The organism is Flavimaricola marinus, from assembly GCF_900184895.1.
Lineage (GTDB): Bacteria > Pseudomonadota > Alphaproteobacteria > Rhodobacterales > Rhodobacteraceae > Flavimaricola > Flavimaricola marinus.
Map to the genome: position 1 here is coordinate 409,032 of NZ_FXZK01000003.1, position 26,464 is coordinate 435,495.

Annotated in this window: 25 protein-coding genes and 1 pseudogene; 11 read left to right on the forward strand and 15 right to left on the reverse strand. The window is 55.6% G+C overall.

Annotated elements, in window-relative coordinates; all coding sequences use genetic code 11:
* Positions 1 to 129 precede the first annotated feature (129 nt).
* Both LOM8899_RS10925 and LOM8899_RS10930 read left to right on the forward strand, forming a co-directional pair.
* Entirely contained in the window at positions 130 to 1,440 is a 1,311-nt protein-coding gene (locus LOM8899_RS10925) for a DUF4365 domain-containing protein (RefSeq protein ID WP_093992232.1), read from the forward strand.
* Positions 1,437 to 2,885, forward strand: coding sequence for an argonaute/piwi family protein (locus LOM8899_RS10930; protein ID WP_211096188.1), 1,449 nt, complete (start codon positions 1,437 to 1,439; stop codon positions 2,883 to 2,885). The genes LOM8899_RS10925 and LOM8899_RS10930 overlap by 4 nt, the downstream gene beginning before the upstream one ends.
* Before the next feature lie 116 nt (positions 2,886 to 3,001).
* Here LOM8899_RS10930 and LOM8899_RS10935 read toward each other — a convergent pair whose 3' ends face one another.
* The gene (locus LOM8899_RS10935; RefSeq protein WP_093992234.1) at positions 3,002 to 3,220 is read right to left on the reverse strand and encodes a hypothetical protein; all 219 of its coding nucleotides are present in this window, start codon (positions 3,218 to 3,220) and stop codon (positions 3,002 to 3,004) included.
* A 312-nt stretch (positions 3,221 to 3,532) separates the two neighbouring features.
* Here LOM8899_RS10935 and LOM8899_RS23220 point away from each other — a divergent pair, with 312 nt between their 5' ends.
* Both LOM8899_RS23220 and LOM8899_RS10945 read left to right on the forward strand, forming a co-directional pair.
* Positions 3,533 to 3,913: a hypothetical protein gene (locus LOM8899_RS23220; RefSeq protein ID WP_133065018.1), complete on the forward strand. Its 381-nt coding sequence runs from the start codon at positions 3,533 to 3,535 to the stop codon at positions 3,911 to 3,913.
* A 299-nt stretch (positions 3,914 to 4,212) separates the two neighbouring features.
* Positions 4,213 to 4,443: a hypothetical protein gene (locus tag LOM8899_RS10945; RefSeq protein ID WP_093992236.1), complete on the forward strand. Its 231-nt coding sequence runs from the start codon at positions 4,213 to 4,215 to the stop codon at positions 4,441 to 4,443.
* Positions 4,444 to 4,471: 28 nt separating this feature from the next.
* On the opposite strand, the gene LOM8899_RS23225 is transcribed toward LOM8899_RS10945, so the two are convergent.
* From LOM8899_RS23225 to LOM8899_RS10970, 6 genes are all read right to left on the reverse strand, one after another.
* Positions 4,472 to 4,852, reverse strand: coding sequence for a hypothetical protein (locus LOM8899_RS23225; RefSeq protein WP_133065019.1), 381 nt, complete (start codon positions 4,850 to 4,852; stop codon positions 4,472 to 4,474).
* Between the two features lie 8 nt (positions 4,853 to 4,860).
* A complete protein-coding gene (locus LOM8899_RS10950) occupies positions 4,861 to 5,832 on the reverse strand; it encodes an AAA family ATPase (RefSeq protein ID WP_093992237.1) in 972 nt (323 codons plus the stop codon).
* Positions 5,829 to 6,785 (reverse strand): DNA-primase RepB domain-containing protein, encoded by a 957-nt coding sequence (locus LOM8899_RS10955; protein WP_245820499.1) that lies wholly within the window; start codon positions 6,783 to 6,785, stop codon positions 5,829 to 5,831. The genes LOM8899_RS10950 and LOM8899_RS10955 overlap by 4 nt, the downstream gene beginning before the upstream one ends.
* 84 nt (positions 6,786 to 6,869) lie before the next feature.
* On the reverse strand, positions 6,870 to 7,094 hold the full coding sequence (locus LOM8899_RS10960) for a helix-turn-helix transcriptional regulator (protein WP_093992239.1): 225 nt from the start codon (positions 7,092 to 7,094) through the stop codon (positions 6,870 to 6,872).
* Between the two features lie 125 nt (positions 7,095 to 7,219).
* On the reverse strand, positions 7,220 to 7,756 hold the full coding sequence (locus tag LOM8899_RS23230; protein ID WP_133065020.1) for a hypothetical protein: 537 nt from the start codon (positions 7,754 to 7,756) through the stop codon (positions 7,220 to 7,222).
* Between the two features lie 4 nt (positions 7,757 to 7,760).
* Positions 7,761 to 8,978 carry a tyrosine-type recombinase/integrase gene (locus LOM8899_RS10970; RefSeq protein WP_093992241.1) on the reverse strand — a complete coding sequence of 406 codons (1,218 nt, stop codon included), beginning with the start codon at positions 8,976 to 8,978 and terminating at the stop codon, positions 7,761 to 7,763.
* Positions 8,979 to 9,492: 514 nt separating this feature from the next.
* Between LOM8899_RS10970 and LOM8899_RS10975 the strand changes: the two genes are divergently transcribed.
* Together LOM8899_RS10975 and LOM8899_RS10980 are read left to right on the forward strand one after the other, a co-directional pair.
* Entirely contained in the window at positions 9,493 to 9,669 is a 177-nt protein-coding gene (locus tag LOM8899_RS10975; RefSeq protein WP_093992293.1) for a helix-turn-helix transcriptional regulator, read from the forward strand.
* A 373-nt stretch (positions 9,670 to 10,042) separates the two neighbouring features.
* The gene (locus LOM8899_RS10980) at positions 10,043 to 10,771 is read left to right on the forward strand and encodes a DNA/RNA non-specific endonuclease (RefSeq protein ID WP_093992242.1); all 729 of its coding nucleotides are present in this window, start codon (positions 10,043 to 10,045) and stop codon (positions 10,769 to 10,771) included.
* A 223-nt stretch (positions 10,772 to 10,994) separates the two neighbouring features.
* On the opposite strand, the gene LOM8899_RS10985 is transcribed toward LOM8899_RS10980, so the two are convergent.
* Together LOM8899_RS10985 and LOM8899_RS10990 are read right to left on the reverse strand one after the other, a co-directional pair.
* A complete protein-coding gene (locus tag LOM8899_RS10985) occupies positions 10,995 to 12,167 on the reverse strand; it encodes an acyl-CoA dehydrogenase family protein (RefSeq protein ID WP_093992243.1) in 1,173 nt (390 codons plus the stop codon).
* Positions 12,168 to 12,213: 46 nt separating this feature from the next.
* A complete protein-coding gene (locus tag LOM8899_RS10990) occupies positions 12,214 to 12,540 on the reverse strand; it encodes a DUF1330 domain-containing protein (RefSeq protein WP_093992244.1) in 327 nt (108 codons plus the stop codon).
* Positions 12,541 to 12,708: 168 nt separating this feature from the next.
* Here LOM8899_RS10990 and LOM8899_RS10995 point away from each other — a divergent pair, with 168 nt between their 5' ends.
* Complete coding sequence (locus LOM8899_RS10995) at positions 12,709 to 13,401, forward strand: winged helix-turn-helix transcriptional regulator (RefSeq protein ID WP_093992245.1); 693 nt, start codon at positions 12,709 to 12,711, stop codon at positions 13,399 to 13,401.
* Between the two features lie 328 nt (positions 13,402 to 13,729).
* Here the strand turns inward: LOM8899_RS10995 and LOM8899_RS11000 are convergent, their stop codons facing one another.
* From LOM8899_RS11000 to LOM8899_RS11020, 5 genes are all read right to left on the reverse strand, one after another.
* A complete protein-coding gene (locus LOM8899_RS11000; protein ID WP_093992246.1) occupies positions 13,730 to 15,073 on the reverse strand; it encodes a TrkH family potassium uptake protein in 1,344 nt (447 codons plus the stop codon).
* Positions 15,074 to 15,075: 2 nt separating this feature from the next.
* A complete protein-coding gene (locus tag LOM8899_RS11005; protein ID WP_245820500.1) occupies positions 15,076 to 15,741 on the reverse strand; it encodes a potassium channel family protein in 666 nt (221 codons plus the stop codon).
* Between the two features lie 143 nt (positions 15,742 to 15,884).
* Complete coding sequence (locus LOM8899_RS11010) at positions 15,885 to 17,531, reverse strand: BCCT family transporter (RefSeq protein WP_093992248.1); 1,647 nt, start codon at positions 17,529 to 17,531, stop codon at positions 15,885 to 15,887.
* Between the two features lie 160 nt (positions 17,532 to 17,691).
* Positions 17,692 to 20,202, reverse strand: a complete 2,511-nt coding sequence (locus tag LOM8899_RS11015) for a CoA transferase (protein WP_093992249.1) — start codon at positions 20,200 to 20,202, stop codon at positions 17,692 to 17,694.
* Between the two features lie 28 nt (positions 20,203 to 20,230).
* Positions 20,231 to 21,895, reverse strand: a complete 1,665-nt coding sequence (locus LOM8899_RS11020) for a GMC family oxidoreductase (protein WP_093992250.1) — start codon at positions 21,893 to 21,895, stop codon at positions 20,231 to 20,233.
* A gap of 190 nt (positions 21,896 to 22,085) precedes the next feature.
* Between LOM8899_RS11020 and LOM8899_RS11025 the strand changes: the two genes are divergently transcribed.
* The 3 genes and pseudogenes from LOM8899_RS11025 to LOM8899_RS23700 form a co-directional block, all read left to right on the forward strand.
* Positions 22,086 to 22,991, forward strand: coding sequence for a LysR family transcriptional regulator (locus tag LOM8899_RS11025; RefSeq protein ID WP_093992251.1), 906 nt, complete (start codon positions 22,086 to 22,088; stop codon positions 22,989 to 22,991).
* A gap of 265 nt (positions 22,992 to 23,256) precedes the next feature.
* Positions 23,257 to 23,463, forward strand: coding sequence for a hypothetical protein (locus LOM8899_RS11030; protein ID WP_093992252.1), 207 nt, complete (start codon positions 23,257 to 23,259; stop codon positions 23,461 to 23,463).
* Between the two features lie 147 nt (positions 23,464 to 23,610).
* A pseudogene (locus tag LOM8899_RS23700) lies at positions 23,611 to 23,796 on the forward strand (integrase core domain-containing protein); the annotation flags it as partial.
* Between the two features lie 226 nt (positions 23,797 to 24,022).
* Here the strand turns inward: LOM8899_RS23700 and LOM8899_RS11040 are convergent.
* Complete coding sequence (locus tag LOM8899_RS11040; RefSeq protein WP_093992254.1) at positions 24,023 to 24,562, reverse strand: recombinase family protein; 540 nt, start codon at positions 24,560 to 24,562, stop codon at positions 24,023 to 24,025.
* Between the two features lie 285 nt (positions 24,563 to 24,847).
* On the opposite strand from LOM8899_RS11040, the gene LOM8899_RS11045 reads away from it, so the two are divergent.
* Positions 24,848 to 25,930: a hypothetical protein gene (locus LOM8899_RS11045; RefSeq protein ID WP_133065021.1), complete on the forward strand. Its 1,083-nt coding sequence runs from the start codon at positions 24,848 to 24,850 to the stop codon at positions 25,928 to 25,930.
* Positions 25,931 to 26,464 lie beyond the last annotated feature (534 nt).

The window sequence follows — 26,464 nt, forward strand, 5'->3', positions numbered from 1 at the left end:
CATGTCAATTGACCGAAGTGCTATCGTTCGAGGATTGGCCCTAGGTAGTCGGCACGTGATGGAAGGTGTTTTATACACATCTTACTGTTGTTGCCTCTGAGATATCGACAACATTTAGTGATTGTACGCATGGCAAAGAAAATTTCGCGTTCTGACGCAATTGGAGAACAAGGGATCGCGCACATCCGCAAAATTGTCGCCGCGATGGAGTATTTGTTTTATGAGACCGGGGGTGTTGAGGCAGGGATCGACGGCTCTATTGAAATACGCGATCCAGCGACTGGCGAAGTGGCAAACCAAATTGTGCAATTTCAGAGCAAGGCGACCCGCAACCCACTTCCCGGGAAGTCCGAATTGTCATTTAGTTGGCCCTGCAACGAGAATGATATCGACTATTGGACATTTGGCACAGCGCCAGTTGTCTTAATTGTGGTCGATGTGAAAAATGACAAGGCTTACTGGAAAGATATGCGCGCGTGGTTTGGTGACCCACAGAACCGTGCTACACGGAAGGTCGTGTTCGATAAATCTGCGGACTTGTTCAACGCGGATGCCGCATCGGCGTTGCGGGAGGTGGCGCAGACTGCGCGTCCGGGCAGCTATTATTCTGCACCACGTCAATCTGAATGGCTCACGCCAAACTTGCTGCGCGTGTCTGCTCTTGCCAAGACGATTTTTTGGGCACCGACCGACGCAAAAAGCGTGCGTGAATTTTGGGGGCGTGTGCAGGAGCATGTGCGATATCCACCGGGAGAAACGATCTTGCGAGGCGGCGCAGCGCTATCTTTCCATGACCTTGACACCCATCCTTGGCGCGAGGCGTGTGACACCGGCGCCATGGAAGAGTTTGATGTCTCCGAGTGGTCCCACTCTGATGACCCTGACCGCGAACGGGACTTCGTGGCATTGTTAAACTGTGCGATGAAAGAGATGGTGAGGCGCGAGATGAGCTATGATCGCCGCCATTATTCGTTATATTTTCGTCCAAACCCCGGCGGTCGAGAACGCAAGATAACATACTTCGCTGAAGCGAAGAAGGCGGATCGCTCCGTAGCCAAGCCCTATAGGACAAAGGACGGACAGGTTAAGTTCTGGCGGCATTCAGCATTCCAGTGGCAATTTATCCGCATTGGCGAGGAGTGGTATGTACAGATTACACCGACATACCATTTTACTCGGAATGGCAGGGAAAAGGACAAATTCGGAGGCGAGCATTTAGCAAAAATAAAGCGAATGGAGTGGAACAACGATGTGCGTGGGCAATTTGGCATGTGGCGTGCATATTTGGCGACTGACACGCAGACCGATATGTTTTCTGATGCTTATCCGTTCCTTTCGTTCGCTCCCGTTGAGAAGTTGGCAGCAGATTTCGGTGTGCCGGATGAACTTTGGAAACCAGTGAGAGAGACGCCTGCTGATATTGAAGGGCTGTTGATTTGATGAAGCTATCCCATCTGCCCGAGCCGGAATTGGAGTTCGGACAGGCACATCGCCATATCGACATCCGCTACGGATTGATGGACTACGGCCCATTCGACGCGGGCCAAACTGGCGCGCCCACTGCAGTTCGCGTAGGTCTTATTGGCGACAGCGAGACGGTAGAAGGTACCGGAGAATGGCTTGCTCGATGTCGTGTCGGCATTGAAGGAAAAGCTGAAACTCGCCTAACCACCCTTTATCCGCCTTTTCCCGGCAGCACGGAAGAAGGGCCTTTCCGTATACCTTTTATTTGTGATGAACAAGACACCCGTACTATTTCCGCACGGGCACTAACCAAGCTTAAGAATACCAATCCATTGGACCTTTCTGACCGTTATGCCGATCTGTTCGTTGCCGAGCTTAGGGCACTTGCCGAAGGAAATACTCGCCCAGATGTTGTACTACTCGCCCTTCCACTTTCGGTGATCGCATCAGTGAATGCCACGGGCGACGATGACCAAGTTGTAGAGGGCGGAGTGGTAGCCTCGGGTGTGGATTTTCGTGCCCGTATGAAAATAGCGGCGATGGAATTTGGACTGCCCATTCAAATCATTTGGCCTACCCTTTACGACCGTACGATAAAAATCCCTCGGAAGGTAAAGACTGACAGTGTCCGCGAGGTGCAGGAAGACGCAACGCGCGCTTGGAACCTGTTCACGGCGCTGTACTACAAAGCTGGTGGCCTGCCTTGGCGACTGGCGCGGGACTCTCGACAACTCCGTTCCTGCTTCATAGGGATCAGTTTTCACGAGTCTCAGAACGGTGAGTATCTGGAAACAAGTACCGCGCAAATGTTCGACGAACGCGGCGAAGGTATGATCTTGCGTGGCGGGCGGGCAGCGAAACTGTCTGACGACCGACGGCCCTACATGACAGAGGCCCACGCTCATGATCTACTGTCACGCTCTCTCCAGAACTTCTTTGATCAACATTCTCACTTTCCAGCGCGTGTTGTCTTGCACAAAACTTCGCCGTTCCACAGGGAAGAAATGTCTGGGTTCGAAGCTGCGATAGATGAACGGGGCATCGACAATCTTGATTGCATGGCAGTTGCACCGTCGTCTTTTCGTCTGTTCCGCAATGGGCAATTTCCGCCCCTGCGTGGCACGCTGTTACGCTTGGATCGTGATCGCGCTGTCCTGTACAGCCGAGGTGGGGTGGATTTCTACAAAACCTACACTGGCATGTATGTTCCAAAACCGTTGCTGATCAGGTCGCAGGCACCATCTCAACCAGTAACGCACAACGCTGCCGAGATACTTGCACTGAGCAAGATGAACTGGAACAATACTCAATTCGACAACCGAGACCCCATCACCATCGCTGCGTCACGTAAGGTTGGTAAAATTCTCAAGTATGTTGGCGAAGGCGACCGAGTGCAGACCCGCTACAGTTACTTCATGTAACAGAAAACCGGCACTACCTTGCCATTTTTGCGGCGGATCGACTTTTGAGTGCTATGCAGAAAAAAGAGCGGCGCAAAAACGCCGCCCAAGAGTAATGCAGCGAAATCAGCGATGCTCTATTTGGAGCTAACAGATGAAGCGCTCAACGTGCAGCGCGCCTCCTTTTCGGCGGCGGACCCTTTCACCCATTGCCACGGTGTGCGCGGCTTGCGAGCCTTAGCCAGTTCGGGGTTCTGTTTGGCGTCGCTGGCAGCAGCACGCAAGCGCTCGCGGGCTTCGCGCGGGTCGATCTTTAGTTCGTCGCATAGTGCTTTCAGCGTGATGATGTCGGTCATGTCGATCTCCTAGTTTCTGATGCAGATCGATAAGACGTGATCAGCAGGCATGTCAGGGACAACCCCAGAACGTCTTTAGCTTTTCTCGCATTGCTGCTACCACTGATCTCGACATGGCAGACGCGGCCATGTTGGGGCTTAGAAACCCTTCACGTACTAGGTCGAGATATCGGCTGAACACCTTTGACCCTATGGTCGGGGTGCCTGTGTTATACAACAGGCCCCGGCTAAAGGCACAGGGACCGTGTACGTGCGGTTTTCTAACACCCCGATCACCAGTCAATTGCGAGGGCGCTCGCGGATCGGGGTCTGTTGGAACTGTCAATATCCAATCCCATTGCATGGGCTGAGCGAAAGACCTTGCCTGATTGTGCAGGCGTCTACGTCATCGCCCGTGGCAAACCAGAAAACACCGTCTACATCGGCCGGACTTGGGGTGCGAAAGGTATCCGCAACCGTATCCGGACCTTTCATAGGTCAGCGGTGACGGGACAGAAAGGGCATGCCGGAGGTGTCACATTCCATGGTGTGTTCGACGGCGACGCATCCGACCTGCTCGTGTCCGTGCACCTGCCAGATGGTATCGACACTAGGCCGGAAATCTTGCGCCCGTACATCGCCTATGCCGAACGGCGGCTGATTTGGGAGTATGTTCGCGTCCATGGACGTTTGCCTGCGTGCAATTCTGAGTGACCCGTAAGTAACTCCGAGGACGGAGAGCCTAAGGCGCGCGCGGCGGCGTTACATTGAGCCAGAGGGCCTCGTGGCCGTGACGAACGACGTGTTGCGACACGAGCGCCGCTAAGGCCAGTGCTGGCCCCTGTGCGCCGCGCAGAGCGTCAAGAGCTTCGGCTTTAAGTGTAGCGCCCCACGGCTGTCCCTAGCATATCTCATCCTGTGGTCTCACCCCACCGCGCGGGAATTACCCTGACGGGCTGCGGTCCCCGATCTTATTGCGCTGGCATTGAAACCAGCCAGCGAGGAAACCGGCAATGACCATACGCGCGACATGGGCCTTTAACGGCCAGACCAAAACCATCTTGGGCAATTGGCATCGCCTTTGGTGCCTGCTGTTTGGCCCGCTCTACTACCTGTTCAAGGGGATGTGGTTGTGGGCAATCCTTTCGCTGCTCACGGCCAACGGCCTGTGGATCGGCTTCCCACTGTTCAATCGCGCCGTCGTGCTGCGCCACTATCATCGCAAGGGCTGGGTGCAGGAATGACCATAAGTGCGCCGACCCAAGCAGTTTGTTACCCAAGTGGAACCCAGCGGGCAGTGCCGAAACCCAGCGCTGACGCGGACCGCATGAAAAGGCTCAGTGATTTGGCTCCGGCTCGAACCCGACAGACTGATACATGATCATCGGGTCGGTCTGAGGCGTTCTGCTTAGTGCCCGATGCGACGCTGGCACTGAGCGACCACAGGAGGATGTGGGGGAGGCGTTTTTTTAACGGCGCGTGCCCTACGGGCGGACGAGGGGTCATATCGACTGCCGAGGTTTTCGGCCCTAAGCCGCTGCCGCCCCCGAAATCAAGATGCTCAAGTTTCTCATCTTCCTCATCAAAACGGTGACAACCTTGGATTTCGATGTTGCTCACGATGTTTCTGAGAAAGTTGATCAACTTGAGCATCTTTGGCTCTAGGACTCGGCGAGTTTCCAAATCCACGTCTTCCCATTTTTCTCGGATTTGACGCCCGCCTCGCGCTTGGCCCGATTCAGCGTCGGGCGCGAGATTTCTGCATCGGCGGCCCGTATGAAAAGCTCCGCTGAAGGCATAGGCCCCTTTGCCAGTACCTCACGCAGGAACTCTACGGCGCGCGCTTCCTCGCTCTGGTCGTCCTGCCCCTGCCGCTCCAGATCATCAGCGGAATAGTGGGTGGTACCGCGCCATTCGATGATCGGGAGACCCTTGGGCTGAGGGACGATTTCGTAGACGAAGCTTTTTGGTTTTGCCCCAATGTTGTTCTTGACCTGCGCAAGGATGCGCAAGTTGTCGTTCTCGGGATGCTTCGCCACTGCCAACGCGGTTCGTGCCACGCCGATCACGTCTATTGACCCGACCCCGCGATATATGGCCTTGCCCTTGCCGCCTTTCGTCCAATGCCTCATCGCGATAACGGCCGGCCCATATTCCTTGAACAGTCGGTCAAGTTCATGAAGCGCGGCGCGGATGGAAGTGGGTTTGCCTAGATCGACTTTGCCCGAGAGGAAGGAATAGAGCGTGTCGATCACCACCAAGTCCGGGGTGTGCTCGTCCAGCTCCTCGCGAAGCCGTACTAAACCTTTGTCGTCGAACAAAAGAAAATCGTCGAGGACACGGACCCGTTTTAGGTCCGCCCCCATTTGCTCCATGCGCGGCCTGATTGTGTCAGCGGCGTCATCCTCCGAACTAATGTAGAGGACATTGCCTTTGTCGACCCTTGATCCATCGGGCAGTTTTCCACCTGTGGTCACCAATGCGCCAAGGTGCATACATAGATATGATTTCCCCAGTTCGGGGTCACCTTCGAGAATGGTTGTTTTCTCGTAGGGAATCAGCGAGTCCCAGAGCCAGTCGATTTCCTTGGCGGCGATCTCGTCCAGCGTGCGAAATATATCGTTCTTCGTCATTGTGCGGCCTCCACTCTCGCGATGATGCGCGATACCTCTGTTTCCAAGGCGTCTAGGTCGTCTCCATATTTGTCGCGGAAGTACGGGCTGGTCCAAACAGCACCAGCGATTTCGTCAATCGACGCTCCAACTTCATGAAGGCCAGCGATTATGGAAAAGATGCGACGCGAACGGTCCGGCGCTTGCGCGGTATTGTGCCTCAAGAGATGGCCCGTCGTGACTTTCAGTTTTGGCCTATACTTCTTCCAAACCGAAATACGGTCATGTCCATGAGGGTTCATTTCCAACGCCTTCGGCTCCGCCACATGAGTCTCGTTGCCTTTAGTAAGAAGCTTCGGACGTTTCGTGATCAATTGCGGTTCGAAATGCAAAAGAGGGATGAAAGGCTTATCGTACACCGGCTTGTGGTTAAATGACCCCGGCAGCCGAAGCAGCTTGTTCGCCGCGCTACCGCCTTTATCGCCGCCATGCCTGTAAGCAAGAGCTTTGGAAAAGGCGGATGCCTGCGCTGCGCTGTGGGGACGATCCCAACGCCAAAGCGCCTGAGTACGGCCCGGTGAGGTTTGCCATACAAACGAGGGTTTCGGATCGAAGGCGAAGGGGTCTGCTTCGTCCACATCACACCATCCAAGGCGTGTCATGACCACGCAAGCGGCCAACCTACGGGGACGTGCATACACGTTGGGGCTAAAATACTGGTCAAACTTGTGACGATCATAGCGCTGAAGAATACGGTCAAAGGTTACCTCGCCATGTAAGGGAAAAAACTTGTCGATCATCTTCGTCGAGCCTTTACGCCGGAAACAGAGGTTTCCAAAAATGGAACTCCCCCGGTTTCCGGGATTGTGCCAGAGGTCACAGAGGAAATCATATTGGTCTTGCAACACTTCATGCTTCGGTGCGCCTTCGTCCATTAGTGCAGGAAACTCAGTCCTGTATTTGTACTTTTCCATTAGCTGTTCTTTCATGCAGGCACGCCACAAGGCGCACGCGAAAGCGCGTGGCATAGCTGTGGCGGCGTTTAAGTGGAGTGCCGTTTAATATTCGGCGTAATGTGTACGGGTGCGCTCATCGGCGCGGTCAGCGAGCCAGTCCTGAATCTCGGACATAAACCATGCAACCGAGGTGCCACCCATTCTAATGCGGCGCGGGAAACGCCCATTCAGCTCCCATCTGAGCAAAGTTGTTCGGCTTACATTAATGCCCATGCGCTTTAGGTCCTCGCGCGTGGCTAAGGTCTTGCGACCATCTTCGATTTTCATCGGTGTCTCCTTCAAATTTATAGTGAAGGAATGCGCATTCCGTCGATTTCGCTGGTGATGTTTTAGCAATCAGCAAATTGAAGGTAGCGGATGCAAATCGGTATAAAAATTGGACGGAAATCAGGTCACTTACTGATTTGATTTTTACGCCGACCGGGTTTTGCGAGGTCAGCGCGTCCAGTATGTTCAATGGCTAACTTACGTGCCTCTTTGAAAGCGCGGTCTGACAAGCGTGGAAATCGCTTTTTTGCCTCCTGCCGGAGCAATGCAAACGGGGGTATCTCTCGATCTTGATCCGAAAGCATTTCTACTAACCACTCAAAGCAAAGCCGTTTATCGCGAAGGGTTGGATTCACAGGCAAGGCTTCGTCACCACGGAGAATGCGGCGAAGTTGGTGAGCATGAATGCGGCATTTGACTGGCTCGTTCATTCCGTGATGGAAAACAAGGTCCTCACGCAGCATGAAGCGAAAGTACTCTTGGTCGGCATCCTGTGGTCGCAGGTCGCCGATTTGTTTGAGGTCTTGTGTCGTCCAATGAGCGCCTACATCACCCGATCTCAAGGCATTTCGCAGGATCGTAAGCGTCTCGCGATGCTCAATGCTCTTTGGGTTTTCGATGGTATCTAATCGCCATTCATCCCCAAAGGTCTCTTGGCCCACGATGTCAAATGCTTCCCTTGGACCGATGAATGGATTGGCTTGGGATAGTGGGGGCTTTGGCATCTTGCAATTCGACCAGTTTTGAAATGTGTTTCGACCACGCGCCAAGGGCTTCGCGCTTTTCGTCGGCATATGAATAAACATTGTAGATTGCGGCCACGCCTGAGACCACACCTGTTTTGTGATTCAATAGCGCCTCAGTCACGGGCTGTGGGACGCCGAGTTGCGCCATATTGGTGGACATCGTGCGGCGCAAATCATGATTGATCCAAGGCTTTGTGCCTTCGGGCATGGCCCTGTCGAGTCGCTCTTTCAGGCGACCAAAACCCGACACTGGCGATTTGCCAGTTGTCGTGAATACGAAATCCGAATTGAGGAATCTCGGCACTTTGCGCAGCACATCCAGCATTTCGTCGGTGATCGGTACGGTGTGCTGTTTGCCGTTCTTGGCGCGCTGGGAGGGAAGGGTCCAAAGGCGTTTTTCAAGGTCAAGTTCCGACCAGCGCATCTCGGCGACCTCGGCGCGTCTCTGGCCGCTGAGGATCAACAGCTTCATGCAATCCCCGAAAGGATAGCCTTCGGCGTCACAGGCCGCCCATAGCGCGCCTAGCTCGTCGTCAGACAGCACACGCTCGCGCGACTGTTCTTTGGATGGCGGCTTCATACCTGAAATGGGGCTCGCATCGATCATTCCGCGTTCCACACACCAACCCATGAGATGTTTTAGGTGGGCAAGCGCGCGGTTCGTGCTGATGGGTGCCGACTCTTGGATAATGTCGCAGGCTTTCACGACATCGGCGCGCTTTATTTCACCGATCCGTTTACCGTGCAGGGTCGTGAAATTGCTAAGCAGGGCTTCCTTCCGCCTCCAATCCCGATTGTGTATTTTGGCATACTTTTCGATGTATTCAGGGATCACATCGCCCAGAGAGGGTTTGGTTTCTACTTCAACCCCTGTGTGGTCTTCAAAACGCCCTGTCTCAATTTCGTAAAGGACCTGTCGCACCCGTTCCCGTGCTTCTGAAAGCGAAAGCACGCCAAAGCGACCTATGGTCAGTCGCCGCATCTTCCCGTTAACGCGCTTGTGCAGGCAGAAGGTCTTGGTGCCCGTCTTGCTGACGCGAAGGACCAGTCCCGGCATTAATTCATCTCGAAACTCAAGACGCTTCGACGGATCGGGCTTCTGGGCCTCAATGAACTTGGATGTGAGTTTGCGTATCATGCACCCACAATAAGACGGGCAGAGGCGCTGCGTCAGGGACAACCCTAGACGGTTTGCCGGGTTTTGGTGCGACTTGAATAGGATTGAAAAGGTTGCGCCATCAAAAGGTGCTGTGGGTATCACTCGGGTAGCAGGAGCGGCGTGCTTGAATGCTTCGGTGTGATTTGGATTGAGACGATCTGCCAAGCACAAAGTTTAATGGTATCAATCGCCAATGCGACGAGTTGAGTATTTCTTAGACAGAACACACGGATTGCAAGACCGTTTGAAAATCCTCGTGTCGGTGGTTCGATTCCGCCCCTGGGCACCACAAATATACGCAATGTTCTGTTTTATAATGAAAAAATAGTTCGCGTTAGTTTTGGTCCACCTTATAGTCCCCCCAAATTTCTGTGAAACAGTGTGTTGCGATGTTCAGCCTAGGCGTCCCAATGCCCGCGGGTCTAGGCTAGCGACGCCTAGGTTTTCGTAACCCTGGGGCATCGCGATGCTCTTCAATCTTGGAGAGATCGTGATGCGGATACTATCAAAAAAGCAGGTGAAGGAGTTGGTCTTGTACTCACCTCAGCACATCGCACGGATGGAAAAAGCCGGGACGTTCCCTAAGCGGATACAACTTGGCCCAAACCGGGTGGGATGGGTGGAAGACGAAGTGCTGGACTGGCTTCAGCCCCGGCTGGAAAGCAGATAGCCTCTTGCGGTGCTCCCCACTTGGGAGCAGGGAGATGGTCAGGTGTGCACAACTTGGTCATCTCCACCACCGTCTGCATCGCTTTCGGTCCAAATCTGTCGTCCGTTGTTGCAGCCTATGCTGCAGCGCGGCCTACCCGAATCTGACACTGATGCGAGACACGTCAGAGCCAGGCGAACTCTGCTTTGACAGGACTGCATCGGGAGGCCGCAACTGGACGAAACGCCTCATATCCAGCGGCTAAACGGCAATCTCCTTGCTCTTCGAGTTAATCATTCAAAAGGCTACCGATCAAAGAATTTGTTATCTGGAACGAGTCTGAAGTAGGCTTATCAAGGAAGACGATATCAGGCAGACATGGGGAATTCAGAAGATGAACGATCCTTTTCAGATGCAGCCAGAACTGCGCTACGGAGCCCCAGTGTGTGACCAAATACTGACAGGCCGTCACTTCACGATCGGTTACTCTTGGTACTTTAGGCAGGCCAAATGGACACTAGAAATCATTAATCGAAACGATCACCTCTTAACTGAGGTCGAAAGACGCGATCACTTCCGTGCAGACACACGGATTCCACATCGGTTTCGAGCTAGTCTCGACGCCTACAGGGGAAGCGGTTTTGATAGAGGGCACCTCGTCGCGAGCGCCAATCAAGACGTACAGGAGATACAAAACAGCGAAACGTTTCTCCTTTCGAACATGTCCCCCCAGCGCCCCGAATTCAATCGTAGGCAATGGAGCCGGTTTGAGGGCGCCGTCCGCGAATTGAACGAGCGAGAAGATGTTCTCGAGACCTATGTTCTTACTTGTCCCGTGTTCTACTTCGGGGAACTAGTCCAGACTATCGGGGATGATGACGATGAATATGGTATCGATGTCCCCGTGCCTCACGCATTCATCAAGAGTGTGCTCACAGAAGATTTGAGAGGGCGTTTGTCGTTGTGGACATTTGAAATGAAAAACGACGTGCTTGATGGGGAGCTCGGTGACTACATTGTGAATACATATGATGCGGAACAGATCGTGGGGGGGCGCTTTTGGGACCGGCTGAGTGGGGGCGATATGCACGAACAAAAGAGAAACCCAAGACCGATGTGGTGACGGCCCTTTGCTGCCATTCACTCACGGATCGGCATGCTGCGGCGCGGCCCGTCATTGCGGACATTCGCGCAACGTGCAGCATTTTGGTGGCTCAAACGTCGGTCTGCGGGACGAAGTGACTATTGGCTGCAGCTGCGCCAACAACTGCTTCCGAGTAGATCGCTAATAAACCTTTGGACTCGTTACATGTTCTGGTTTCAGTCGATGCAAGATGTCCTCCTCTTTAACCGATCTGATAACCAAGTCCGTCCATGCCAATGCGAATACGGCCAAGGGCCTCCAGAAAGGTGGCATTCGCTGCAACGTGATGCGTCAGACAACTGCTGTCGCGCAGGCACTTTTGCAGCGCATTCGTGCGGGCGATTGATGCTGCCCCCCCTTGTGCATAGGCCATACGAACAACTTCGCTACATTGATGTACGGTGCTGACTCCGACAAGCGAGGCATCGCGGATTGCCTGCGTTGGCATCTTTGGGAGGTTCTTGCGGGCGTCCCAGACGGCATCAGCAGTGGCATAAAGCGCCAGCCGACACGACAGCACGATGCCTTCTGCCCGCTCCAGCATGCAGATCGCTTCACTGTTTGACGCATCCCCCAGACCCGTACTGGCACCAGATGAATGCACTAGCCGCGCGCGGGCCTCGTCCAACGCGCGTCTTGCGATGCCCAGATGGGTCGCTGCAGCGCACATCGTTATGAGCCAGGTGCCTGTGGCAAAAATTCCGGTATCCAAGCCAGAGGTGATCGTCACCTCGGGCCATTCGAATATCTGTTGATCAGGAATGAACAGATCGTCGAACACAACGCTGTGGCTGCCAGTGGCCGCCAACCCGCCAGGGTCCCACGTTCGCTTGATCTTGGCTTCGCCGCGCTGTGCAAGTGCAACGATGCGGGTCGGTGGTTCGTTTTTCTCGGTGCCTGGCTTAACGAACATGCCACCCAGAAAAGTGGCCGCAGTGCACCCAGTGGCAAAAGCCCATTCGCCCGAGATTTGCATGCCGCCAGGCACGAATTCAGCACTCTGGATGCGTGGCAGATTGGACCAGGCGATGCTGATATCAGGGTCGGCCATGGCTTCAGCGACAAAGGACTGATTGGCAACGTTGGCGAGCAAAGCACTACAAATTGCACCATGCGCACACGCCCAGCCAGTCGATCCGTCACTTTCGGCAAGCGCGATTATCAGATCTAGCCAATCGCGCGTACTTCCGCCAAGTCCGCCTTGTGACCGGGCAACGAGCAATCGGTAGACACCTGCGGCCTTAAGTTTTGCCACAAAGTCGTCTGGCAACTGCTTTGCACCCTCGAATTCAAGCGCCCGGTCCCGTGCTTCTGCCGCGAGTCCGGCGGTCGCCGATCGCAAAACCTCCAGCTCAGAATTTGATGTTCCATCCATGGTTTACCTCCTTGATCAAAATAGCTATGCAACCAGCGGTTCAGGCTCAGCCCGCACGCAGGTAGGGGATCGCACCTGCGATGTCAGTATCATCAATGACGTGAAAATTGCTGACGCTTCCCGCCTGCCGTGCCTGGCCATAGGGTGCATATTCGGGATCGGTCGAGAAGTTGTCGAGTGCCTCGCGGGTCGGAAACTCCAGGATCGCGATCAGAGTGCTGTCTTTGTCAGCGCCTTCCAGAGTTTCGATCCTCCCACTCCGAGACAGATAACGACCACCATGTTTTTCAACAAGTTTGTGGACGTTTGTCGCGTATTCCGGAACCCAGCCGTCATTTGTGACCTTGATGTCGGCGATAAGATAAACAGTCATTTTCGTTCTCCATTTCCAAGGCGCAGCGGATGTGCTGCGCCGGGTATGGGAAGTTTGCAGAACGCCGTTGATCCCAGCTAGTCCCAAGACTGGATCGGGTGATACAGTTTCTGGACTATGCTTAGACAAAAAAGTGCCTACCCTAAGTTCAAATTGGAAAGGTTGACCATGTCAAACGCCGGATACAAACAGTTCTGCCCGCTCGCCATGGCCGCCGAGGTGCTTTGCACACGCTGGACTATGGTTCTGCTTCGCGAAATGATTGCAGGCTCAACGCGTTTCAACGACCTGCGCCGAGGGGTTCCAAAGATGTCTCCGACGCTTTTGTCGCAACGTCTAAAAGACCTCGAAGCGGCGGGGATCGTCGAAAAGAGACCGGTGCCGTCCGAGAGGGGCGTGTTCGAATATCGGCTCACGGACGCTGGTCAGGACTTGCGCGAGGTTGTGATATCCATGGGAATGTGGGGGCAGAAGTGGGTTGAGTCATCCCTGTCCCTCAAGAACCTCGACCCATCGCTTCTGATGTGGGACATGCGCCGAAACCTCAATCCGGATCCTTTACCGAAACAGCGTGTGGTCATTCAGTTCATCTATCACGACCTCCCGTCTACCAAACAGAACTGGTGGCTCGTGATCGAAGCGGCGGGTGACGTCGATCTTTGCTGGGCGGACCCGGGATTTGACGTCGATCTTTTCGTCACCACTGATCTGCGGACCATGACGGCTGTCTGGATGGGCATTACGAACGTAGCCGCGGAAGCCGATAAGTTCGAATTTAGCGGCGCACTTGAGATTTCCGATTCCATCCAGACTTGGCTCGGACTAAGTCCCTTCGCAATTCAACGAAAACTAATTGCGTAAGCTTGGATTGCGGGGAAGTCCCCTCCGCAGACATCCGACAATCGAAAATTCTGCACAATGTATGAATGGCCATTTTGGGCTCAAGGTCGACCTCGGATACGGCGCTGCATTCGCTCAATCTTGGCCGTGGTTGGCGACACGACCGGCCCAAAGCTGTCGTCCGGCAGACACCTGCAATGCTGCGGCGCAGCCCGTCGAACCAGCCATTCGCCGCGACCGCGAAATATGATAGCCGACGAACACAAAGTCTGCGGGACAATGCCGTCGTCCGCTACGACCGCGGAGAAATTGGTCAACGAAAAAATGTGCCGACTGAATCGATTTCCCGTCACCCCAGATAGATTTGACCAGCTGGATACTTCACCTTCGGCACGCTGCGGGTGGCGAGGAAAAAGCCGATCGCCAGAGGTCCGACCCGTCCGACGAACATAACCGTCATGATGATGGCGCGCCCGGTGCCATCAAACTCGCTCGTGACCCCGCGCGACAGGCCCACCGTTCCAAAGGCGGAGGTGACTTCAAACGCAAGGTCGATGAATTGACCGTCATGGTTGATCGACATCACAAAGATCCCGGTCAGCACAAGGAGCATGGATGTAGTTGTGAGCGCGAGGACCTTCATGACCTCATCCACCCCGAGAGACCGACCAAAGGCATGCAATGTGGTCTGACGCCGAAAGAATGCAACCGTTGCAAGCAGCAAGACGAATAGCGTGGTGACCTTGATCCCGCCGGCTGTTGAGGTGCTGCCGCCGCCAACCAGCATGAGTGTCATGGTCAACATGGTCGTGCTCTCATGCATCCCGCCGGTATTGATCGTGTTGAACCCGGCGGTGCGCGGCGTAACACCCTGAAACCAGCTGGCCCATAGCTTCTCAGGCACACTCAAAGCCCCCAACGTCTCCGGGTTTCGCCATTCCAATAGCCCGAACATGACCCCGCCCCAGACGATCAGGATCGCGGTGCCGACAAGCATCAGCTTGGAGTGCAGGGTCAGTTTGCGCCAGTTTCGCGTTTTGTAAACATCGCCCACCACGATGAAGCCAAGCCCTCCCAAGATGAACAGGGCCGGGATCACCAGATTGATAATCGGGTTCCCAACCCATTGCGAAAGACTGTCGGGATGCAGGGCAAACCCGGCATTGTTGAAGGCGGAGATCGAATGAAAGACCGCCTGCCACAGGCCGTTCCATCCAAATTGCGGCACAAAGACAATGGCCAGCAAAACTGCGCCCACCGCCTCGCAGGCCAGCGCAATTACAAGGATCATGCGGGCGATATAGGTGAGGTTTGACAGAGAGGTCTGGTTCAAATCTTCACGCAGGATCAGCCGCTGTGGCAGGCCTACGGGAATGCCCAGTGCCCCAAGCAGCAACACAGCGAAGGTCATCAACCCGAGCCCGCCCAGTTGGATTAGCACCGCGATGACCGCTTGGCCAAAGCTGGTGAAGGCGGCGCCGGTATCGGCCAGCACAAGCCCCGTAACGGTCACGGCAGAGGTCGAGGTAAACAGCGCCTCGCCCAGCCCAATCCCGCCGTTATGCGAAATCGGCAGCCATAGCAGGATCCCCCCCAGAACGATGAACCCCATGTAAAACAGGGATAAAAGCGCAGGGGCCGGGATCTTGAGAGACCCGTTCCCCCCGAGGCGATTGCGAAACGCCGGGCGCATGGTCAGAGGCTTGCCGCGAAACTTTGCAGGTCGTTGCGCTGGCCGAGCAGCAACAGCAGATCATCGCATTGCAGCGTGCAGTCGGCACCGTCCTGACCAATAAACTCGGTCCCCCGCATAACTCCGATGCAGCGCAGATTGTAGGCCGTGCCATGGGGTAGCTGCGTCAAGGCGCGCCCTTCAAGGCTTTTGGGGATGCGAAAGTTAACGACATGGTAGCCATTTCCAAGGCTGACGTAGTCCCGCAAAAGCGGGTTGTGCAGGATCTGCGCGATATGCTGACCGATCTCGACCTCCGGGTGGACGATTCTGTCCACACCGAGCTTTTTCAGAATGCGGTGATGGGTCTTGGTCGTGGCCTTGGCCCAGACGGTCTGTACGCCAACCAGTTTGAGGTTCATCGCCGACAGGATGCTGGCCTCCAAATCCGACCCCATCGCAACCACGGCGGTATCACAGTCACCAAATCCAGCATCGCGCAGCGCAGCATCATCACGCGCGTCAACGATCATGGCTTGCGACAGGGTTTCTGCAAGGTTGGCAACGCGGGCCTCGGAAATGTCGATGCCGATGACGTGGTTGCCAAACCGCTGCAATTCCTTTGCAACAGAACTTCCGAAGTAGCCCAAACCAACGACACCGAAAGTGCGGTTTTTGATTTTTGCCAAGCTTGTGCCCATCCTGTCTGGCCGGTTTCGCAGAACATTGCCGCGATGCAGAACGATGTCAACAAGCGCTCATACAGAACAGTCAGGAGTGTGAAGGACGCCGCAGAGCGAGTTTCAGGGCCTCGCTCTGCAGCCGTTTGCAATCAGGTTTCGAGGTGTACGCTTTGCACACCGTTTCGTTCACGAATTCCGTCTTTGATGACAGCCTTGACCAATGCCACGCACATCAGGAACATCACAAAGCTGAATGGCAGCGCACCAATCACCATGGCTGTCTTGATCGCGTTGAGCCCGCCAACCAGAAGCAACCCACCCACGACAAGGCTGAGTGCGACACCCCAAAAGATGATGTGAACCCGGCCTTTCGGGCTTTCCTCTCCAGCGGCGTTGATGGTGTTGACGATCAGGATCGCGGAGTCCGCCGTTGTGACCAGATAGGTCAGCAGGAGGACCACCACGATGGCCGCCATGATCCAGGCCAGCCCGCCGCTCAGGATCAGGTCGAGCATGACAAACAGCTGGCTCTCCTGGCCGGCACCGGAAATGGCATCGCCTGCGGAGCCGTTCAGCGTCATGTCGATGGCGGTACCCCCGACAACGGTGAACCAGATGAAGCACATCAGCGACGGGACCACGATGGCACCCATCACGTATTCCCGGATGCTGCGCCCGCGCGAGATACGGGCAAGGAACACGCCCACGAAAGGCGCAAAGGCGATCCACCATGCCCAGTAGAACACCGACCAGCCACCCTGCCATGAGGCGAGCGCATCGCCGGTTTCCGTGCCGTCGGCGTGCCAGACGGTAAACAGAAGGCTGGGCAGTTCGGTCAGGTAGGCGATCAACCCCGAAAACAGCGCACCAAGGCCAAAGAACGTGGACCCGAACAGGATGAAGAAGGCCAGCAGGAAAAAGCTAAGCCCCATGTTCAGGTTCGACAGCCACTTGATGCCCTTGCCCACACCCGAAAGTGCCGACAGGGTCGAAGCCCCGAGGATCACGATCAGGGCAACCACGATGCCAGCAGCCGTGGGTTTCCCGTCGGCCATGACGATCCAGTCCCCAAAGCCCACCCGGTTAAGCCCGGCGACAAATTGTTCAACGCCAAAACCAAGGGTTTGCGCCACGCCAAGGATAGTCGCCACAACCGCGACAATATCCACAACATGCCCGACAGTTCCCGACATGCGCTTGCCGAACAGCGGGGTCAGCCCGGAACGCACGGTCAGCGGGAGGTTCCGGCGATAGGAAAAATACGCCAGTGAAAGCCCGACGAGCGCATAGCAGGCCCAAGCCGACAACCCCCAATGCAGGAACGACCATACATACGCCGCAGTCACGTTATCCGCCGCGGATCCAGTCGTTTCGCCCATGATAACATTGGGGTTATTGGCGAAGTGATACATTGGTTCGGCGGTGGCAAAGGTCAGCATGCCAATGCCGATGCCGGCACCGAACATCATCGAAAACCACGAAAAGCGCGAAAATTCAGGGCGGTCGTCAGGCAGACCCAGTTTAAGGCGTCCAGTCATGGGGATCAGGGCCAGCGCGATGCAGAGAATCAAGAACAACGCGACGACGTAGATATACCAACTCGCAAAACTCTTGAGCATAGCGCCGTTCATCGCGTTCAGCACGGCGGCCGCGTTCTCGGGCACGCTGATGGCCCATACGATCAATGCGGCAACAAGGATTTTGGACGGGATCGCCACGCTTTTGGCAAAACCGGAATAGAAACCGGTGTCTGCGGTCGGAATCTCAAGATTCATCAATGGGGGTTTATCTGCCATGTTTCCTCCGTTTTGGCACTTAGGCGCGGACAGCCTCCTCCGTTCGCCAAACATCTGTTTGACGTGACAGTCCCGAACCTGATGGACAATGCAGCGCGCCAAGAAATCGACGCAGTGCAGTACGACGAAGGAAGCAGACCGCCCCCTTCGCCCCCGGCCCTTAACTGGGCAGGTATTCTGTACTCCAACTTTCGCTAACCTGGCCGGATTTCAACATCCGCTCGATCGCGGCATCGGAATATCCGAGATCACCGAGGATCTCTCGCGTCGACGCGCCAAATTTCTCGGTTGGAGGCAGGGCAAATACCCGCCCGCGCGAGGGGCGGACAGCATAGGGATCCAGTTGAATGACTTCATGACCGCTTGGGTGATCAGCGTACTGCGAGAAAGAATAGCTGCCCCGATCGGTGCCGGGAGTGCCATCTGGTTCGCGCAGGTTTTCCGACCGTAGCGCCTCGATATTGTGGCAGATCGCGCAGCCGATATCTGCCGCACGCAAGCGCGCGATCCATTCGGTCGCGGGATGCGATTGGAATGCGTTGGCCAGGTATGCCGCGCGCTCCTCTTCAGGGATATCAGGCAGGTCTTCAAGGTTTTCGACATTGCGGAACCGCTGCAGATCAGACTCGTAAGCGCTGAGCAGGATATAGACGCCCGAAGCGGTGCTGTAAAAACGGCTGAGGGGATCATAGCCGTTGACCTCAGGGCCAGAGGGCTCATCGAATAGCCCGCGCCCACGGTAATCGTATGCGAAGGGCATCTGCAGCAACCCGCTGTTGGCGCTAAGCGAGGTCCGCCCGCGCCCGATCCTCCCGAAACGGTGTTTTTGATACAGCGCGGCCGCGACCGCCAACGCGCCACCAAATCCGCACATCACGTCAATGGTGCCGACATGGGCGTGTTCTTCGGGGCGGTCCATTGCACCGCCAAAGCGCAACATGATACCCGTGGTGGCCTGCACCAGATCGTCATAGCCGATGTAATCGGTGCGCACGCCGCGCCGCACACCGCTGAAACAATCGAGTTTGCAGAAAATCGCCTCGGGGTTCAGTTTGCGCAGGCTGTCTGCGTCCAGCCCCATGCGCTTGATCTGGCTGTCCGGCGCGTTCCAGAAGATCACGTCGACGGATTTCACCAGATCCTCCAACACCTTGCGCCCGTGTTCGGACTTGGCATCGGCAAGGATCGACTTTTTACCGCGTCCCTGGCTCAACCCATAGATCACGGTGTTCCAGCTGTCATAGAGCGGGGTCGCAGGGTCGAGCTTGATAACCTCGGCCCCGAACCGCGCCAGATAGCTGGCTGCATGTGGTCCGGCGATCACGTTGCACATGTCCAGAACGCGAACGCCCGACAGCCAGCCCTCTTGCTCGATCCCGTCTTCGGAGTCGGGAATGTCGGTGCGCAGCTTGCGCAGCACCTTCAGGGCCTCATCCACCTCGACCCAGCGGCGCGGTTCGGGCGATAACGCGTCTTCTCCGCTTTCCTCCATCCAGACCACCGGGCCGGGTTGGGTCATTTCGCCATAGACCGGGTCCCAGACATCAATCATCAGGCGGGAGGCTTCAGCATATTCGTCGTTGATCCACTCTTGCAGCCAACGTTGCGGCGCACCCGGAATGCCCGCGCGTCCGAACAAGCGCTTCCATTCATGTGAAGTGCGGGTCATAAACACCTCTTTCATGCGCGCGGCGATCTTGTCGGCCCATTCCTTCGGCATCGGGTAAACGCCAAGCGAGGTATCGGACACCCACTCGGACTGCGGTTTGTAGGTATCGTCCTCTTCCTGCAGCCCCTCTTCGATCATCTCATCGTAAAGGCCCAGCACCTCAAGGCAGCGGCGCGCATGGTGTTTGTGACTGGGGCAGACCACATAGAACATCCGCCCGTCCTTACACATGTAACTGCGAAAGAACGGGTCGAGCAGTTCCTGCAGATCCTCGTAGGACACATTCATCGGCAGACCTTCGACGCGCCGCCGTTCGATCTCGATCTCGCGCTGGGTCAGGTAGCGTTCCGGCATGTCCGACACCTTGATGGAGTTGTAGCACAATCCCTCCATCACGGCTGCCGCCAGCGGCACCTCGATCTGGTCGCCCAAGCCGGTCAACTGACGTGATTGCAGCGCCAGCACGGTCGCCGAGGCCGCAATCTGCGAGGCATAAGCAGATGACAGCGGCAGCGGCGAGAACGAGGGGTTCAACCCCATCAGAACGCGGTTCAGCCCCATGTCGGTAAACACGCCCGAACTGGCCGCAACCACGCTTTCAAAGGCCCGCAATTCGCGGTGCTCGGCATCGTTCGAGGCAAACCCCGGCAAAGAGACGGTGATCAACTCGGGCCGCTCTTCGCGCATCGCGGCAAAATCAATGCCCAAGGCGGTCAGTTTTCCGGGGCGGAAGTTTTCGACGATGATATCGGCCTCGGCGCAAAGCGCGCGGGCGTCGGCCAGCCCTTGCTCGGATTTTAGGTCAAGGTTCACGATCAGCTTGTTGCGCATCAACGTCGCATTGGCCGGGCTGTCCCACATCGGCCCGTCGGGCGGGTCGATATGCACGACAGTGGCGCCAAGGTCTCCAAGCAACATCGCAACGGCGGGTCCAGCAATGTACTGCCCGAAATCGACCACTTTAACCCCGGTCAGGGGAAGGTTGGAAAATGAGTTGCGCATGTTTCCTCCGATTGACAAAGACGCCGACCTACTGGCTGGCAAGAATCCAACGGGCTGCCTTTTCCGCGATCATCAGGGTCGGGGAATTGGTGTTGCCGCTGGTGATTTCAGGCATGACGGACGCGTCAACGACACGCAGCCCCGACACCCCCTTGAGCCGCAAATGCGGGTCGAGCACGGCAGTGTCATCATCTGCCCGTCCCATCTTGACCGTGCCAACCGGGTGAAAAATCGTGTTGGCGATGTCGCCGGCCAGCTTGGCAAGGTCCTCGTCGCTCTGGTATTGCGGGCCGGGCTTGTATTCTTCGGGCTGGTAGGGCTGCATCGCGGGCTTCGACATGATCTCGCGCACCTGGCGCAAGCTGTCGGCGGCGACCTTGCGGTCATCTTCGGTGGCCAGGTAGTTGGGCGAGATCATAGGCGCATCGCGGAAATTGTTTGAGCGGATGCGTACATGACCCCGGCTGGTGGGGTTGAGGTTGCAAACGCTGACCGTGATCGCCGGGAAATCGTGCAGATCCTCGCCAAAGGCTTCAAGGCTGAGCGGCTGCACGTGATATTCCAGATTGGCATGCGTCTGGGAAGGATCAGAGCGGGTGAAGGCGCCCAGTTGACTTGGCGACATGCTCATCGGGCCGGACCGCTTCAGCAGGTATTCCGCACCGATCATCGCCTTGCCGAGCATGTTGCCGGCAAGGGTGTTGAGCGTGCGCGTGCCTTTCACCTTGTAAACCGCGCGGATTTGCAGGTGATCCTGAAGGTTTTCGCCCACCGGCGCGTCACGCAGAACCTCTATCCCGTGCTCTTGCAACAAAGCAGCGGGGCCAATCCCCGACAGTTGCAGAATTTGAGGTGAATTGATCGCTCCGGCCGACAGAATGGTCTCGCGGCGGGCTGTTACCGACACGGTCTGGCCCTTCCGGTTGACCTGCGCACCGCTGCAACGCAATGCGCCGTTCTCATCCCTTGCAAAAGTCAGCTTCTCGACTTGGGCCTCGGTCCAGAGCGTTAGATTGGGCCGTGATTTCGCCGGACGCAAAAAGGCCTTCGACGTATTCCAGCGCCAGCCCGACCGCTGATTAACATCGAAATAGCCGACCCCGGCGTTGTCACCGCTGTTGAAATCGTCGGTTTTGTCGATCCCCGCCTGGGTCGCCGCATCGGCAAAGCTGTCAAGCACGTCCCAACGCAGGCGCTGTTTTTCGACCCGCCATTCGCCGCCATGTCCGTGCAAGTCGGAAAACCGGCTGTTGTCGCCGGTCTTCGGATCGCCCCCGCCATCCAGCTTCTGATGGTCCTCATGAGCCATGAAATCGCGCAGGCAGTTGTCCCAGTTCCACGCGTCCTCACCGCTGAGCTTGGCCCAGTTGTCATAGTCACGCGCCTGACCGCGCATGTAGATCATGCCGTTGATCGACGAACAGCCGCCAAGGGTCTTGCCACGTGGGTAGCGCAGGGTCCGACCGTTCAGCCCCTTGTCGGCCTCGGTATTATACATCCAGTCGGTGCGCGGGTTTCCAATGCAGTACAAATAGCCAACGGGAATATGAATCCACGGATAGCTATCGACCTTCCCGGCCTCCAGCAGAAGCACCCGGTTGCCGGCATCCGCGCTCAGTCGGTTGGCAAGCAGACAGCCCGCCGAACCACCGCCAATCACGATGAAGTCGAAATCGTCCTCGATTACTGACATCGTGGCACACCCTCCTGCTTGCTCAACGGCAGTGAGGAAAGCACCAGCCCGCAGCGCTCCGCCCCCAAGCCGAGGCGGGTTGGATGCGGTGCGATACGCTCCTCCCTGCGTATCAATTTCCGAAGGTGTAGAAAGCCAAAGGGCACATTCCTAATGACTTAATTTTCAGCTTGATATTAAATTCCTTAATATGAAGAGATTCTTTAACCCCAACAACATCTTGGCCTTCGTGACAGTGGCACGAGAAGGCAGCGTCTCGCGTGCAGCAGAGATCCTGCACCTCACCCAGCCAGCGATTAGCCACCAGATCAAGCGGTTGAGCGAGGAGACAGGAATCATCCTGTTCAGGCGCACTCCGCACGGGCTTGACTTGACCGCAGATGGCGAAACCCTGCTGCCCAAGGCCGAGCAGGTTTTGAACGCGATGGCCGACCTCCGACGCATCGCAAGCACGCAAAGCGGCCAGATCTCGGGTAAGCTGCGGATCGGCACCATTGTGGACCCCGAATTCATCCGCCTTGGCCAATTGCTGAGTGGCCTGAAAAAGAACCACCCTGGAATCGTTACCGAACTCGTTCATGGGATCAGCGGTGAAATCCTTGATAAACTGAAACGCCGAACAATCGACCTCGGTTTTTATCTCTGCGACCCCGAAGAAATCGGCCAAATCCCGTCGGAACAGCCACTTCATACCCTGAAACTGGCTCAATTTGACTATCGCGTCATCGCCCCGGTGGGCTGGGAAGCGAGGGTCGTCAATGCGTCATGGGCCGAACTCGCGGCGCTGCCATGGATCGGTACAACTCCGGTTTCTGTCCATAATCGTCTTTTGACCAAGGTGTTTTCTCGTCACGGCGTCGTGCAGAATTCCATGGCGCTGGTCGACCACGAGGCATCGATGCTGGAAATGGTGCGATCAGGCGTTGGGCTCAGCCTTTGTCGAGAGTCAATCGCGCTGCACCAACGTCAGGCCTACGGGTTGACTATCTGCGAAACGCAACGAATTCCTGCCTGCCTTTGCATCCTAGCTTTGGACGCGCAAAAAGACGTACCGATAATGGCTGCGCTCTTCGATCAACTCGAAGCGGTCTGGTAGGTAGACTTGGCTGGTGGGAGCCGCTGTTGTTCCAAAACAGAGAGTACTGTTGCCCTCCTGAGCGCTAATCTACGCTGTTAGCAGTATCAAGAAACGAGTTCAGAACCAGCGATCTGGCAGAGTACTTTGTAAAGCCCGCGATCATGCCAAACTCGCCGACGCTGCAAAACGCAGTATTCGCTCCAGCGGACTCCTTGCCGACCTCGGATGCGGCGCAGCCTCCCGTGATAGTGTGCCGTGTCAACGTCGGGTTCCCATCAGCACGTTGCACCGCAAGATCGGTTCCCTGGTGAAAAGCGGATACCTGCGGCGGGAGCCGCGCGGAAAATCCGTCTATATCAGTCCGACAGAGAACACGAATATTGAACTGGACAAGTCATTCGAATCCATGGTCGAGACATTGCGCCGCCTATACAACGGCGACCTTGATTTTGAAATGAAGGCCTTTTGCGGCATTGATCATCCGACTTGAAAAGCTGTGATGATGGTTTGACCTAAGCCTGCGGATCCCATTCCGACCAAACGAAAATCCAGCTCCGTTGATGGCGTGGACCCGCGCCCCTTCGCCCTGCATGGCAGCGGCGTGCATGTAAGGGCGGCGCCAGCCGCGATCCCCGCCAACCTGCGCTACGCCTGGAAGATGATCACGGCCTGGCGCGACGACTATAGCCATCACCGCCCCAACGAGAGTTTGGATTGGTTCATACCGAGAGAGTATCAACAACGGTCAATAGAGGTCCAAACCCTGAACAGTGCGAACGAACAACCGAGGCCTCCAAGGGGGCAGGCCACCACGGATGAATAGCCGGTTCAGGGAGGTTGCAGCGCGGCGATTGAAAACGCAATGAAGGGCCGGTCGTGGCTCGTGGCGCCTTCAGAAACCCCGGACTTTCCAAAGGTCAATATCTGCGCATTACTGCCCTTGGTTAAGGGCGCGGCATGGTTGGATGGGTATTTCGGTCTCTGGATGGCCGGTTTTGCGTTTCCGAGGCGTGGGCCGAGCACTTGCAGCGAATTCACACTTTCCGCCCTCATGCGCGCATGATCGTCTGCCTGCTGACCCCAAACAGTCGCGCAATTTCCGTCACCGGGCGGTTGTCCTCGTCGCGCATGCGCCGCACTTCAAGCCGCTGTTCAGCTGTTAGGGCGGTCGGCCTTCCTCCGACCCTTCCTCGCTTTCTCGCTGCCGCCAGGCCCTCAAGTGTTCGCTCAACGATCCGTTCACGTTCAAATTCGGCGATTGATCCAAAAACATGAAATATCAGGCGACCCGCTGGAGTGGTCGTATCGATGTCTTCCCCGAGGGACTTAAACCCAGCGCCTCGCTCCCGAATGATCTCGACGATCTCCATCAAGTCTCGGAGCGAGCGCGCCAATCGATCATACTTCGTCACGATCACAACGTCGTCCCTTCGCAACTGCTCAAGCAAGCTTTCAAGCTCAGGGCGTTGACGATTCTTGCCCGTCTTCTTCTCCTTAAAGACCCGCTCTGCTCCGGCCGCCGTTAAGGCGTCGATCTGAGAATCCAGAGTTTGGTCGTCGGTTGAGACGCGGGCATATCCAAAAATCATTGACTGAGTGTACCAAAAAGGCGTTCAAAACTGAAAGGTTTTGGTTGGGGATATTGGACGAGGAATAGTCATAGATTCCATTGACGTCGCTCGGGTGTCCGAAAACGACCGTTTCTGGCCGCTGGGTTGCGGAAATATTCTTGTCCAAATAGTAAACGAGTGAGGCCCCACAAAACGTTATTGAAAGGTCGCTAATTTATGTCTGAAATCCTTTATTATCCTCACTATTCGCCTAGCACATCTCACCTTCGAACACTGCTTCTATTCTATAATGAGGTTAGTTCGATGGTTCCGATGGTGGACAGTCAAAATGTACTGGCCCGTGAACATATTAGCGAGATTAATGATCACTTTGGTCGATCTACTTACAAAACGATTGATACATCTTGGAAATTTCACGCATGGGCCGAAAGTGACACGTTTGCGCTCGCGGAATTCAAAGCTCTCTTTGGAAAACAGAAAACGAACGGAAAGAAGCTAGACTCCCGTGATCTTAAGGTCCTTAGGGAAGAACCTCATTCGTCAGAAAAGCGTTCAAAGTTGATTTCTGCGTTTGTACGGCAGGGATGGCGGTTGGTGGCAGCGCAGAAAATTCCGTGGCAGTTGTTGAAGGATATGGAGGACACTTCATTAGCTATTTCCCTCAACGCTGTAATTTCAGACAGCGATGGCAGGACAATCGAAGAAAATCCAATTCTCATGAAGGGGCCGCTGGCAAATTTTTTCCTGGCACGGCTTGCGCGTGAGATAGCTGGTGAGACCGGCTTGCAAACAATGACGTTTGACCAAAACAGCTATTCTAGCCATGCGCTAAAGGATGGTGCCGCCCGAGCACAAGTATCAAGCGAAATTGCTTTAAACATTACTTTGCCTATCGTTGTACCTCCGGGAATTGAGGCTTTGAATGTTGGGTATTATGCGGAGCTGAGGGACGAATTTCGTCAAACCAGAGATAGACTCAACACGATTTCAGACGCGCTGTCAGTTCAGATGGGTCTGAACACTGCGCCAAATGAGCGAGTTTTCTTTGAACGAGTGCAGGACGCACACTCTGACTTTCTCCATGCAATGCACCGCGCTGAACATACGATGCGGCAAGAAACCTATGGCAGAATGCTCAACGGGGCTCTCACAGTTGGGGCTTCCTTGGTTGGAACAGGACTTGGGTTTGCCTTCACTAACGCTTTTGTTGGGGGATTGATAGGGGCCGGTGGCGGATCACTTTTATCGTTTCTAGGTTCGAAACAGAGCACCATCGTGAGGGATGATTATGGTGACATGGCAAGACAAGCCGTTATGGCTAGAGCAAAAGTTAGCAAACAACTGGCTACGCAAAATCGGGTCCTGCAAAATCATTTAGGTCTCTAGTTGTTACATGCCAGATGATCACATAGACCCTCGGCGCTCCTCGTTCTTCATGGCAAGATCGGTTCTGAGGGACATTCGGGAAGGGGTCGCGCGAAGATTGTGTCGATTGAGATGTAAACAACCCACTGTTTTTGATGCCGACGTTCTGTCTGTCAGTGGGTTTGGGTTATCAAGCTGGAGAAGCGACTTGCCGCGTGTATAGTGGTTTTTAGATTTTTTGGAGGCGCTCAATGAAGACACTTCTCCCATGTTTGGCCTGTGGTGAACTCATTGGTCGGAACGCGCAAACATGCCCCAAGTGCGGAGAGGCAAACGGGGAAATCCATCGTCTCAAAGGCATTCGAGTGCAACATGGCTGCTCGCTTGATGAGGCCAAGCGCATCCTGGCCAGACAGATGGAGTGACAATGGCGTGCCCCCATCGGGTGGTCCGGTTTGATTGTTAGTGCATCGTGGGCCTCTGGTCCATTGTGACGATGCTTTCTGGCGCGGGTGGGCGATAGCCTAGTGCGCTGTGCGGCCTGACGGTGTTGTA